Raw genomic sequence first — 11,405 nt, forward strand, 5'->3', positions numbered from 1 at the left:
GCCTATTTCTAACTTAGCCAGGGGTACCGGCAGTTGGATTGGCCCGCCATCCCCTATCACCGCCCGGCCGTTCGCGGTTTCCAGCATACCCGTAGGGCTTAACTGCAAATTTCCGGCACGGGTGTAGGCTTCATTGCCATCTGCATCCTGCACGGCAAACCAGCCATCGCCCTGGATGGCAATATCCAGCTCGCGTTCCGATATAATCATGGGTCCGGCGTCAAAGTTTTGACCTGGCTGCTCGGTCATGGCGAATACTCTGCTCGGCAAGCCAGCGCCATATGCCTGCATGGCACGAGCCTGTTCAAAATCTGTTTTAAAACCAACGGTATTGCTGTTTGCCAGGTTGTTAGCCCGAACGCTGATGCCATGCATGTTTTCTTTGGCACCACTCATGGCGATATATAGCAAATGGTCCATAATGCGCTCCGATAGTCATCTCTGTATCTATAAAGCAACTTTGATGCCAGTTAGGCCTGGCCGCGAAAATCGGATAAAAAAACACCACCCGAAGGTGGTGTTTCAGAAGGTTTAAGCGGCTGAAGATTAACGGATCTGCAGCACAGTCTGTTGTAAGGTACTGTTCACTTCCAGAGCTCGTGAGTTTGCCTGGAAATTTCGCTGGGCGCTGATTAAATCCACCAGTTCGGTCGTCAGGTTAACGTTTGACTGCTCCAGCGCCGAGGCGTTTACCGCACCAAAGGTACCGGTATTACCCTGGCCACCTATCGGCTCGCCCGAGGTTAAACTCTGTTTCCAGGACGTATTGCCCACCTGCTTTAAGCCTTGCACATTGGCAAAGCGTACCAGTGTTACCTGGGCCAGGTAAGATGAGTCGCCGTTACTGTAAGTCGCCAGCACCCGGCCAAAAGAGTCAATATCAACCCCGGTCAGGCTGCCTACGGTAGTGCCGTCCTGACTTAAATTATTCACATCAAAACCCGAGGCATACTGGGTAGGCGTGCGGGTACCAGAGGCATCGCGGAAATTAACCACCACATCATTTGCATACTGCGCACCGTTGTCTAAATAACCATTTAGCGGATCATTTAACACCGCAGCAGGCAGCCTGATTTCAGGAACAGGCGGAGTAATAAAGTTACCACTTGAATCAAAGAAAATATCGTCGCCCTGGATCCAGGAGCCTGCCGCTGGTGGTGTTGCCACATTGTCATCCCAAACCACATAGGTTTCCCACTGCGATGGCGCCGGCGCTGTGGTATCTGCTTTTCTGAAATACGTGGTCAGAATATGTGATTCGCCCAGACTGTCATAAACCGTAACCGAGGTAGAATGGTTATAACTTGCCCGATCTGTCGGATCAAACGGTACTGCCGCTGTCGGCAATGCCCGGGAGTCAACGTTCATACTCAGAAATACATTATTGGTCTCACGTGGCGCACCTGCTGAGGTGGGTATGGAGATAGGTGATGACGTGCTTAAACTGACTGAGCTGTTTTCACCGGTTACCGGGTCAACGTTAAAGCCCTGCAGAAAGTTGCCGCGGTTATCGACAATAAAATTATCTTTGTTCAGCTTAAAGGCCCCTGCTCGGGTATACGTCAGGTCCTGTGACTGTAAATCAGGCGTGGTCGCAAAAAAGCCTTCACCGGTAATCGCCAGATCCAGCGAGTTATTGGTAAATTGTAATGACCCCTGATTAAACTGCTGGGCAACCGTTGAGGTAGACACACCGTCACCTACTTTGGTGCGCCCCGATGAAAAAATAGACGTCGCATACACATCGGCAAACTCGGCCCGTGACTCTTTAAAGCCGGTCGTATTAACGTTAGCAATATTGTTTGCCGTGGTATCCAGATCTTTCTGGGCTGCAGCCAGGCCGCTTAATGCTATTTGAAAACTCATAAATCACCTCACCTTAAACGGTTGCTTAACCGTAAGAAACTTCAAGAACATCAGTTAATTTTACTGCCCCTAACCCAACCAGGTTAAGCGTAATTCCTTTACCACTGCCTGCCAGGCTCACGCTGGATACCGGCGTAAACACATTGACCGGTATCGATCGGTTCTCACCGGAAAAACTGGCTTCTACTTTAATTTTGTAAACACCAGGCGGCATGGGCTCTCCGTTGGCATCGGTGCCATCCCAGACAAATTCGTTTTTACCTACTGCCGGATTACTGACGTTAAAATTAGTAACCAGCTCACCATTTGCTTTCTCTATCCGCACCCGCATGTTATCTGCTGGCTTGTCCAGGTTAATATGACCGCGCGACAAAGTTTCGCCGGTAAACACAATTTCATCCGACTGTGTTAACACGCTTCGCCCAACCAGAGAAGATGCCTGCAATGCCTGATTTGAGGTCATGCTTTCAGCAAAACCTTTAAAACTCTCGTTTAACGAGCCAATACCATCGGCCATGGTAAAGTTAGTCATCTGCGCAATCATCTGATCGTTTTCTACCGGCTTGGTCGGGTCCTGATAAGCCAGCTGTTGCGTTAGCAAAGCAAAAAAATCTGACTGGGTTAAGGCACCGTCATTTTTATCCGGCACTTTCTTGCCGCCATCCCAGTACATGCCATCTAATGCCGGGTTATTGTTAATAGTACTCATCTGCTATTCCTTATTAACTCTGACCCATTCGCAACGTGCGCATAATCATTTGCTTTGCTGCATCTGCCGTTTGCACATTCGTTTCATAAGAGCGCGAGGCTGAAATCATATTCGCCATTTCTTCCATAATATTGACGTTAGGTTTATAGATATAACCGTTTTCATCGGCCAGTGGATGATTGGGCGCATACTCCACGTTTAGTGGCGCATCAGATTCCACAATGCCCATCACCTTAACGCCGGCACTATCGCCTTGCGCTCGCCTGGCTTCCGTCAACTGGGTCTGGAATACCGGGTGCCGACCGCGGTACGTTTCGCCGGCACTGCTGCTAACGCTATTGGCATTAGCAATATTACTGGCGGTGGTATTCATTCTTACTGACTGCGCGGTCATGCCGCTGCCAGCGATATCAAATACTTTTGAAATGCTCATAATTATTGTCCTGAACCGGTTATCGCCTTTTTCATTCCTGAAATGCGGCTATTAAGGAAGGTTAAACTGGTTTGATATTCCAGGTTATTCTGCATAACGGCGTTACGCTCGCGATGAATGTCCACACTATTACCATCACCGGTGTCGGCTTGATCTGGCTGGCGAAATAACGTGTCTTTTGCCATAGTCGAGGCAATATGAAAATGCTGTTCGTGGGTGCGGCTGGCACTTTGTCCGCGGCGGGACTGGGCAAGTTGTAATGCCTGCTGAAAATCGACATCTTTCGCTTTGTAGCCTGGCGTATCAGCATTAGCAATGTTTTCAGCCAGCACTTCAGAGCGTTTTTCGCGGATCATTAAGGCATGAGGATGCATTCCAAATGCTTTTTCAAAACTGATTGCCATTTTTTTGCCACCTTCTGTCGAACTATGGCAAACCAAATGCAAAACACAGGCCAGTTTTTCAGCAGTGGTGTTTAAACTTTTTTGCGGTAAATAATCCCGGGGTTGCAGCGTATCATCTCAAAATCGTTATTAACGCTGGAGATAGATTCAGACGCGCCAAGAAACAAATAGCCCCGTGAATTAAGTGACTGGGCAAACTGTTTGATAATTTTGGCTTTTAAATCAGGAGAGAAGTAAATAAGTACATTTCGGCAAAAAATAATATCAAACTTACCTAGTAAGCTATAGCTATCAAGCAAGTTTAAGTGGCGAAAACTGACATTTTTGCGGGCGAAATCTTTGACCCGCATCATACCGTTACCGCTGTCTTCAAAAAAACGGCTGCGTCGCTCTGGCGACAAGCCGCGCGATAAGGCTAAACCATCATATTCTGCCCGCTGACAATGCTCGAGCATGGTATTGGAAATATCAGTACCCAAAATATTTAAGCCCAGGCTAAAAGAGCCGGGCCGGCTTTGCTGATATTCCAGCCCTGTCATCGCAATGGAATAAGGCTCTTGTCCGGACGAGCTGGCGGCAGACCAAATCTTCAGGGTGCGGCAGCTTTTTTCCAGTTCCGGCAAAATTTGTTTCTTTAATAACTCGTAGGGATAAGAATCTCTAAACCATAACGTTTCGTTAGTGGTCATCGCATCAATGACCGCCGAGCGCAGCTGACGCTCAAACGGGCTTAAGGTTTTGGCAACTAACTCCGACAACGTAGCGATGTTAAACCGTTGCATTAGTGGACCAAGCCGGCTTTTCACCAGGTATTGTTTGTTATCTCCCAACACAATACCGCACTGCTGTTCAAGAAAATCCCTGAACAGTTTATATTCGCCTTCCTGCAGCTCTTTGTTGGTCACTACTTGCCCTTAATGCTTATTCTGCATGCAGCCATTTTTGCACCGACTCTGCCAGTTCATCCGGATTAAATTTTGCTATAAAATCGTCAGCGCCAACTTTTTTAACCATTTGCTGATTAAATACCCCACTCAATGACGTATGCAAAATAACATGCAGGTTTTTCAATCGCGGATCAAGCCTTATCTCTGCTGTCAGGGTATACCCATCCATGTCGGGCATCTCAATATCCGAAATCAGTAACCCTACTTTTTCAGTAACAGACACCTCACACTCTTTTGCCGCTTGCTGCAAGTAAGTTAAGGCCTCACGGCCGTTATTTACCAGATGCATCTTAACACCGAGTCCCTCTAATGCTCTTTTCACCTGATTACGGGCAACGGTGGAGTCATCTGCAATTAAAATTAACCGATCTCCCAAATCCTTATTAATGGTTGCGGTATCCACCGTCGCACTGCTAATAGAAGTTGGCGACGGCGAAATTTCCTCTAAAATTTTCTCAACATCGAGAATTTCTACCAATTCTTTATCAATTTCGGTTATTGCAGTCAGATAGCTTTGCTTACCACCGGTGCCTTTTGGCGGCGGCATAATGGAATCCCAGTTAATATTAATAATGCGCTCTACCGAACTGACCAGAAACCCCTGCACTGAACGATTAAACTCGGCGATAATAATAAACGCGGTACTCAGATCACTCACCGGCTTGCCGCCAGTTGCCAGGCTAAGATCAATCACCGAAATAGTCTGGCCCCGGACATGGGCTATGCCTCTTACCAGCTTGTTACGCTTGGGGATCGCGGTTAATGGCGGACACTGCAATACCTCACGCACTTTAAACACGTTTATGCCAAAGCGTTGCCGGCCTTCAAGTTTAAAGAGCAAAAGCTCAAGCCTGTTCTGTCCGACAAGTTGTGTTCGCTGGTTCACCGAATCTAAAATACTGGCCATTTACCACTCCTGTCGTCTACATTATGGCGTTATTATTGCAGCGACATTAATCGCAACAACAAAGCAGCAGCCATAGTAGAGTGCCTAGTACACTAAATCAGTTACTGATCCGGTGTCTGGCAGAAATTAAACCTTGTTATACCAGCAATGGTATAGCTGTTAGCCTGTAAAGCATAGCTGAAACCATATGATTAAGTACGAAAAGTTTTATCTGATATTCTTTATCTCATTATTTTTAATCAGTAATCTGAGCTTGGCAAGGCAACCAGAATTACTGCAATACAGCCCGGAACAATTAACTGAAATGACCGGGCAATGGCTTTCGCAGGAACTGAACCTTGCGCCTGACAGTGGGGTAGAATTAACTGTCGTGCCACTGGATAATCGCATCGGCGACAAAGTGTGTGCAGAAACACCACAGTTTAGTCGACCACAACACCATTCTCCCAGGCAAATTACCGTTAATATCAGTTGCAGCGAACCGGGTCCGTGGCAGTTGTACGTGCCGGTTAAAATAGCAGAAATTGTCGAGGCGGTTACGGTAAGGCAAAATATCGCTACAGGAACCGTCATTACTGCCGATATGCTACATGTCGATAATAAAGAACGACGTTTTGTCAGAGGTAATTTGGTTTCGGACCCGCGTCAGATAATTGGCGCCCGCAGCAAGCGAGCACTCAATAACGGCCAGTTGATTACAATGCAGGATCTTTGCCTTGTCTGTCGTGGAGATGTTGTTACAATACTGATTGACAATAGCGGCCTTAGCGTCTCAGCTAGTGGTATCGCTGAGCAGGATGGTACACTCGGTGATACCATAGCGGTACAAAATCAGCAGTCTGGCAGGAAGATCCAGACCGAGGTGGTTGCTGTTAATCAGGTCAGAGTAAAATTTTAGAAAATATATTAAAGTTTTTTAAAGCTCAGCCGTTAACCTGAACATAGGGAACTGGTTTAAGGTAAAGAGGTTCTATCATGGCTATAAATATCAATAACCTGCAGAATACTTCTCAGGTTAAAAACGACAAGGTTGATCAAGGGGCTCAGCGTCAGCAAGCCACTGTGCAACAAAATGCAACGCAACAGGCAACCTTGCAAGGTGCTGCCCAGCGTCAGGATTCCGTATCTATTACCCCTCAGGCCAAGCAATTTACTAAATTGCAGGAAAAAGCCAATGCGGCAAGCGGCGTCGATCAGGAAAAGGTTGATAAAATTAAGCAGGCGATTGCCGAAGGCAAATACAAAGTAAATGTTGAGCAGCTTGCCCGGCGAATTATGCAATTTGAAGGTGACTTGTTTAATAAAGAATGAACAGCCAATTTGAACCTCTGAATACCTTGTTACAGCAACAGCAAGCGCAACTGGACGCGCTGCTTTTGCTATTGCGGCAAGAACTTGCCGCCCTTGCCTCCCGTGACATTGACGCACTTAACACGCTAACTATTGAGAAACAACAAACGTTAACTGAAATTCAAGCCACTGATGCCAGCATTGCTGCAAGTGAAGGGTTACAAGCCGCACGCGCTGAACCCTGGTTTAAACAGCAAATCATTAAACTGGAAGAAAGTCTGGCGAGCTGTAAACAGCAAAATGAAGTTAATCAGATAACGTTAGAGCAAAGCCAGCTAACGCTGCAGCGGCTGAAAACCGAGTTATTGTCAGCCAGAGGAAAGTCGGGTTTAACCTACACCAGTAAGGGCAAACCAACTGTCGATAACATTGGCAAAGGTATTAAGGCCTGAACGCACCTGCCACCCGATTTGATATACCACCGGCTTTCTCTACTAAACATCGCTACTATTAATAATAGTGAATGCTTTTGATAGTCTGACGCGGATATACGTTTTGGTATAAGTGATAAACCTGCTCAAAATCAAGCTCAAGCTCAGTAATATAGGCATCGTCCACCGCATAGGTTTTTACCACCCTTGCGCCGCGAATAACGCCTTGTACTGACGCACCAAACTGATCATTGCCAGCTACCATCGACTTAACACTATTACTGCTGTCAATTCTTTGGCCATACACCTGTTCAGCCAATTCACGATAAGCCTCTAGTTTTGACGCCCTCATGGCCAGCAATATTTTCTGACTATCAGACTCCCCCGGCTGCAGTGAGATTGGCGCCATGCCCACGGCTTGCAACATTGGGAATGCATCAGGCTTAACCGGCACATACTCGATATGCTTGTCGAAAAGCTGACTACAACCAACAAGTAATAGTGCACATAACAGTGCAGAAAAAGTTATAACCGTTAATTTCATCATTTGGCATCCGTCATCAGGGTTAGCGGCGTACAATGCAAAAGCACTTAACTCTCAGTACTTAACACTCAGCACTTAAAATAAGTACTTCACAATTTGTCTAAGTTTGTTTAAGCAAAATTTGCGCCATCTTCGTAAATTCTTGCTCCACATCTCCTTATAGTTAAAGTAAGGCATAGTTTTTGCTTTAATTACCTTATGAAGCTTTTATCAACGTATTTTTGGCGGGTTATGAAATTACCACTAATAGTTAGCGCCTGCTGTACTCTGCTATTAAGCAGCCCACTGTCCGCGAACTGGTTTGAGATGACAGGCCAGGCGGCCATAGAACAAGGTGATGTCGCAAAGGCCAAGCAGGCCGCGATCAGTGACGCGCTGGAACGTGCGGCGTTGTATGCTGGTGTCAGGGTATCGAGCCAGCAGCAATTGGTTGCAGGCGTAATGCAGCAACATCAGCTTACGCTGGACAGCGATTCCGAGATACGAGAAATCAGGCTGCTTAGTGAAAACTATGGCAGCGATTTTGTTACCGTTACCCTGCAGGCTGAAATATTGCCGCAACAACAACTTTGTAAAGGTAGTCATCAAAAAAAGCCATTACTTCTGGCTCAGGTTGAGCTTGGCGCGCGGCGCGACGCTATTTATGGTCAGCTATTTGAACTGGATAAAAACGCTACTGCCCAGTTATCACGCCACTTACAAGATTATTCTCCTGCACTCTTGGTCACTGCCGTTGACTATAGTCTGAAACCTGAGCTGATGACCGACAGCATCAATCGCCAGCTATTTACCGACGGCCAGCAGTTTGTACTGGTAACTAATATTACCGATCTGTCATTAGGTAAGCGCACGAACCGTTTTTGGCAGGACGATAGCTTCCAGCGCTTTTTTGCACTGGATGTTGCCTTGTATGATTTGTTTGATAACCAGCTGGTGTACCAGCAACAATATCGCACTCAGGCAGAGTGGCAAAGCGAACTGAAGGTAGCAGGCAGCCACAGTCAGCAGTTTTGGTTGCAGCCGTACGGCCAGAAAATTGATACGGTATTAAAAGCCGTAGCGAAAGACATTCAGCAACACACCCAGTGTCAGGGCCTTTTGGCCCAGGTAAGCCATGTTGAGCAACACCAGATTGCTATTAATAAAGGCTCCCGGCAGGGTTTACAGCTGGGCGACAATGTTACGGTGATGCAAATCCAGCGCTTTGCCGGCAGAGATGGCCTGGAAAAACTGCATAAAAGCCCGGTAACCCTGAAAATCACCGACATCAGCGCCGAAAATGCCTGGGCCAGTGCCAGCACCCCCACCCTGGTAAGTCACTTGCAAATCGGTGACTTAATAAGCATTAACAGTTCCGGTTTATAAAAAAATGCTGAATTAAGCGAGTGAATAGCAAACCGTTTTGTCATTCACTTAACCCATTTATTCTGTTAAACTTTCGCGCGTTCAATTCCGCACAATTGCCCTATAGTTAAATGGATATAACGGCCCCCTCCTAAGGGGCAGTTGCAGGTTCGATTCCTGCTGGGGCAGCCATAAGACAGTTCAACCCGGTCTTATATGGTCTAAAGCCCCTGAAAAAACCCCTTCAATATCAAACCTTAGCAATGATTTTCGGCCTTAGCAGGTCTTATGCGGTTCAAAGCAATATACGCTTTTTAGCACCACAGATAGCACCACAGAGCAAAATGCCAAAGTAAATCATGCCATACGCCTGTTCACGCTGCAGCACCGCAGCGGTTTATTCTTTGCCCCACCACAGTATCGGTAGTTTACTTCCCCTGCTCCAGCATTTTACACCCCTTAGCGGTAGCATACTTCCGAAAATTAAGCTAATGTAAGGCCATATCAGTAATAAACTACCGGAGCATTGGTGAACACCATTACGCTACAACTATTTAATCAAGGCCAATGGCGGGATGCTGCTGAGATTAGTTTCGTTGCTAATGAGATGAGTAGCAATGTTGCCCTTTAGGTGAGCTAATGGCATTTTTAAACACGTTGGCTAAGCCTTTGCTTCGTGTTCCTCAGTTGCTGCAGAGCTATCAATGTCCACCAGAAATACTTGATTTTCCATCTATTGGCTTTTTCGACATAGCAAACAAGTTAACGTTATTGGGGATATGCCATGACTAATTTATCAATCGCAGAGCGTAAAAGGATAATAGAGGAAATTGAAAGCGCTGTTGCTGATAATAGTTTATCAATTGGGGAAGCTATTCGACGCATAAGAACTGAATTTTATGGCATGACCCAAACACGCTACGCAACCTTCACCCGGGTATCTGATAAAACGTTGCGTGACATTGAAAAAGGCAATACCGATCCGCGCTTATCCGTAGTAAGCAAACTATTGGCGCCAGGCGGCTTTCAACTAAGCGCCCGTTTTTTTAAACGCGTTATATAAGGCGGGCTAAATGGGGTGTAGCATGAAGAAGCTGTGCTCCTGGGTAGCGTTCACATTAAATCAGTACAGGTGTTCACATAAAACCAGAATCGGTGTTCATCCTGGAGCAGAGCGCGACTAACCTTCTTTAGTCACTGGCATTCGAAACTGACCCATTATTCGAAAATATTTGTATCCAGCAAAACTTTCGCACCACACATAGCACCACAACAAGATAAAACCGGCTGCAACGCCTTATATCACTGGCTGTTCGATTCCTGTTCCAGCAGCCCCAAGCGGGTTGGCTAATCATCGAGTAGCTAGTCGCCTTTTCACCACATTGCCTTCACCAGAATTAAAAACGTTAACTATCGACTTTCTATAAAGGTTTGAGATAGGCTCAACTTAGTTTTTAAGAATGTGTGGTCGGCTAAATGCCCTCAAAAACAATAGATTATTATAATCAGCATGCAGCTGATTATACCCAAAGCACAGATCAGATTGACATGACGGCGCTATACGCAGAGTTTTTACCCTTCGTTAAAATTGGTGGCCATATTCTCGATGCCGGTTGTGGCAGCGGCCGTGATGCTGATTATTTTAAACAACAAGGTTTTAAGGTTAGCGCCTTTGACGCCAGTGCAGAACTAGCCCGCCTTGCCAGCACACGCCTGCAACAAGCTGTTGCGGTGCAGCGTTTTGAACAGTTAAACCAGCACGAAAAATACCATGGCATATGGTGCTGCGCCAGCTTGCTGCATGTTGCCAATAATAACTTGGCCGCAGTGTTTGGCTTATTACAGCAAGCATTAAAGCCAAGCGGCGTGCTTTACGCCTCGTTTAAATATGGTGATGCCGAGCGCCAAGACCATGGCAGGCATTTTACTGATATGAATGAAGCCCGGCTTACCGCCTTAATCAGCAATGTTAACGGGCTGACTTTGAACAAGATGTGGCTGACGCAGGATCAACGTCCTGCACGTAACCACGAAACCTGGCTTAATGCCCTGTTATTCAGGAATGGCAGCTAAATATGGCGGGTATGCAGCAACAACTGGATTTTATTGGCTACATTCAGCGCATGTTGAACGAGGGAGATTTTAGCGCAACGTACAAGTTTGCCTTGCTGCATGCCATTGCCGATGTCTGTGTCGAACAGCCGCTGCAGCAACCCGACAGCGAGCTGGTAATCACATTGGATGCACTGGTAGACAAATTTATTCTGTTGTACTGGCACCACGCCATGCCTTTTGCTGCTGGCAACAACGGAGATGCGGCACTACTTAAACAAAACGCAGGCAAACAATCCAAAGTGATCAGTGTGTTGTACGAGTGCCAGCAAAACAACATCCGCAATATTCGCCAGTTAAAGCAAAGCATGTATTGGAAACAGATTTATCGTGCCACGCTGGCAACGCTTAAAGACGGCCCGTTATGGCGGCTACAAGTTTTGGCAAAACAGCCTGAGTGTTTTCTCTATCCGCATCA

At 46.5% G+C, this 11,405-nt stretch carries 14 protein-coding genes, 1 tRNA gene and 1 pseudogene; 8 read left to right on the forward strand and 8 right to left on the reverse strand.

The window, feature by feature from the left end:
- The 7 genes from ABY802_RS13870 to ABY802_RS13900 all read right to left on the reverse strand — a co-directional run.
- Positions 1 to 420: flagellar hook-basal body complex protein (locus tag ABY802_RS13870; RefSeq protein ID WP_372627722.1), on the reverse strand; the 420-nt coding region annotated here is incomplete at its 3' end.
- A 126-nt stretch (positions 421 to 546) separates the two neighbouring features.
- Complete coding sequence (flgE, locus tag ABY802_RS13875; protein WP_372627723.1) at positions 547 to 1,866, reverse strand: flagellar hook protein FlgE; 1,320 nt, start codon at positions 1,864 to 1,866, stop codon at positions 547 to 549.
- 25 nt (positions 1,867 to 1,891) lie between these two features.
- Positions 1,892 to 2,575, reverse strand: a complete 684-nt coding sequence (locus tag ABY802_RS13880; protein ID WP_372627724.1) for a flagellar hook assembly protein FlgD — start codon at positions 2,573 to 2,575, stop codon at positions 1,892 to 1,894.
- Positions 2,576 to 2,588: 13 nt separating this feature from the next.
- Entirely contained in the window at positions 2,589 to 3,008 is a 420-nt protein-coding gene (gene flgC, locus ABY802_RS13885) for a flagellar basal body rod protein FlgC (RefSeq protein WP_372627725.1), read from the reverse strand.
- Between the two features lie 2 nt (positions 3,009 to 3,010).
- Complete coding sequence (gene flgB / locus ABY802_RS13890) at positions 3,011 to 3,412, reverse strand: flagellar basal body rod protein FlgB (protein WP_372627726.1); 402 nt, start codon at positions 3,410 to 3,412, stop codon at positions 3,011 to 3,013.
- 71 nt (positions 3,413 to 3,483) lie between these two features.
- On the reverse strand, positions 3,484 to 4,317 hold the full coding sequence (locus tag ABY802_RS13895) for a protein-glutamate O-methyltransferase CheR (RefSeq protein ID WP_290614790.1): 834 nt from the start codon (positions 4,315 to 4,317) through the stop codon (positions 3,484 to 3,486).
- Between the two features lie 16 nt (positions 4,318 to 4,333).
- Positions 4,334 to 5,266, reverse strand: a complete 933-nt coding sequence (locus ABY802_RS13900) for a chemotaxis protein CheV (protein ID WP_372627727.1) — start codon at positions 5,264 to 5,266, stop codon at positions 4,334 to 4,336.
- A gap of 187 nt (positions 5,267 to 5,453) precedes the next feature.
- Here ABY802_RS13900 and flgA point away from each other — a divergent pair, with 187 nt between their 5' ends.
- The 3 genes from flgA to flgN all read left to right on the forward strand — a co-directional run bounded on the left by flgA (position 5,454) and on the right by flgN (position 7,008).
- Positions 5,454 to 6,164, forward strand: coding sequence for a flagellar basal body P-ring formation chaperone FlgA (flgA, locus tag ABY802_RS13905; RefSeq protein ID WP_372627728.1), 711 nt, complete (start codon positions 5,454 to 5,456; stop codon positions 6,162 to 6,164).
- Between the two features lie 77 nt (positions 6,165 to 6,241).
- Complete coding sequence (gene flgM, locus ABY802_RS13910) at positions 6,242 to 6,577, forward strand: flagellar biosynthesis anti-sigma factor FlgM (protein WP_372627729.1); 336 nt, start codon at positions 6,242 to 6,244, stop codon at positions 6,575 to 6,577.
- Positions 6,574 to 7,008, forward strand: a complete 435-nt coding sequence (gene flgN / locus ABY802_RS13915) for a flagellar export chaperone FlgN (protein WP_372627730.1) — start codon at positions 6,574 to 6,576, stop codon at positions 7,006 to 7,008. The genes flgM and flgN overlap by 4 nt, the downstream gene beginning before the upstream one ends.
- Before the next feature lie 58 nt (positions 7,009 to 7,066).
- Here flgN and ABY802_RS13920 read toward each other — a convergent pair whose 3' ends face one another.
- Positions 7,067 to 7,534 carry an LPP20 family lipoprotein gene (locus ABY802_RS13920; protein WP_372627731.1) on the reverse strand — a complete coding sequence of 156 codons (468 nt, stop codon included), beginning with the start codon at positions 7,532 to 7,534 and terminating at the stop codon, positions 7,067 to 7,069.
- A 228-nt stretch (positions 7,535 to 7,762) separates the two neighbouring features.
- Here ABY802_RS13920 and ABY802_RS13925 point away from each other — a divergent pair, with 228 nt between their 5' ends.
- The 5 genes and pseudogenes from ABY802_RS13925 to ABY802_RS13945 all read left to right on the forward strand — a co-directional run.
- Positions 7,763 to 8,896, forward strand: coding sequence for a flagellar assembly protein T N-terminal domain-containing protein (locus tag ABY802_RS13925; protein ID WP_372627732.1), 1,134 nt, complete (start codon positions 7,763 to 7,765; stop codon positions 8,894 to 8,896).
- Positions 8,897 to 8,992: 96 nt separating this feature from the next.
- Positions 8,993 to 9,067: transfer RNA gene (locus ABY802_RS13930), tRNA-Arg, on the forward strand.
- A 592-nt stretch (positions 9,068 to 9,659) separates the two neighbouring features.
- Positions 9,660 to 9,938 (forward strand): helix-turn-helix domain-containing protein, encoded by a 279-nt coding sequence (locus tag ABY802_RS13935; RefSeq protein ID WP_372627733.1) that lies wholly within the window; start codon positions 9,660 to 9,662, stop codon positions 9,936 to 9,938.
- 413 nt (positions 9,939 to 10,351) lie between these two features.
- Positions 10,352 to 10,948 (forward strand): class I SAM-dependent methyltransferase, encoded by a 597-nt coding sequence (locus ABY802_RS13940; protein ID WP_372627734.1) that lies wholly within the window; start codon positions 10,352 to 10,354, stop codon positions 10,946 to 10,948.
- Between the two features lie 2 nt (positions 10,949 to 10,950).
- Positions 10,951 to 11,405: pseudogene (locus tag ABY802_RS13945) on the forward strand (HNH endonuclease); the annotation flags it as partial.

The sequence above is a fragment of the Arsukibacterium sp. genome (assembly GCF_041616895.1).
GTDB lineage: Bacteria > Pseudomonadota > Gammaproteobacteria > Enterobacterales > Alteromonadaceae > Alishewanella.

Coding starts and splice junctions, on each gene's coding strand:
- flgC (WP_372627725.1), bottom strand. CDS start 3,008: ATGAGCATTTCAAAAGTATTTGATATCGCTGGCAGCGGCATGACCGCG.
- flgA (WP_372627728.1), top strand. CDS start 5,454: ATGATTAAGTACGAAAAGTTTTATCTGATATTCTTTATCTCATTATTT.
- flgE (WP_372627723.1), bottom strand. CDS start 1,866: ATGAGTTTTCAAATAGCATTAAGCGGCCTGGCTGCAGCCCAGAAAGAT.
- flgN (WP_372627730.1), top strand. CDS start 6,574: ATGAACAGCCAATTTGAACCTCTGAATACCTTGTTACAGCAACAGCAA.
- ABY802_RS13880 (WP_372627724.1), bottom strand. CDS start 2,575: ATGAGTACTATTAACAATAACCCGGCATTAGATGGCATGTACTGGGAT.
- flgB (WP_372627726.1), bottom strand. CDS start 3,412: ATGGCAATCAGTTTTGAAAAAGCATTTGGAATGCATCCTCATGCCTTA.
- flgM (WP_372627729.1), top strand. CDS start 6,242: ATGGCTATAAATATCAATAACCTGCAGAATACTTCTCAGGTTAAAAAC.
- ABY802_RS13935 (WP_372627733.1), top strand. CDS start 9,660: ATGACTAATTTATCAATCGCAGAGCGTAAAAGGATAATAGAGGAAATT.
- ABY802_RS13900 (WP_372627727.1), bottom strand. CDS start 5,266: ATGGCCAGTATTTTAGATTCGGTGAACCAGCGAACACAACTTGTCGGA.
- ABY802_RS13920 (WP_372627731.1), bottom strand. CDS start 7,534: ATGATGAAATTAACGGTTATAACTTTTTCTGCACTGTTATGTGCACTA.
- ABY802_RS13925 (WP_372627732.1), top strand. CDS start 7,763: ATGAAATTACCACTAATAGTTAGCGCCTGCTGTACTCTGCTATTAAGC.
- ABY802_RS13940 (WP_372627734.1), top strand. CDS start 10,352: ATGCCCTCAAAAACAATAGATTATTATAATCAGCATGCAGCTGATTAT.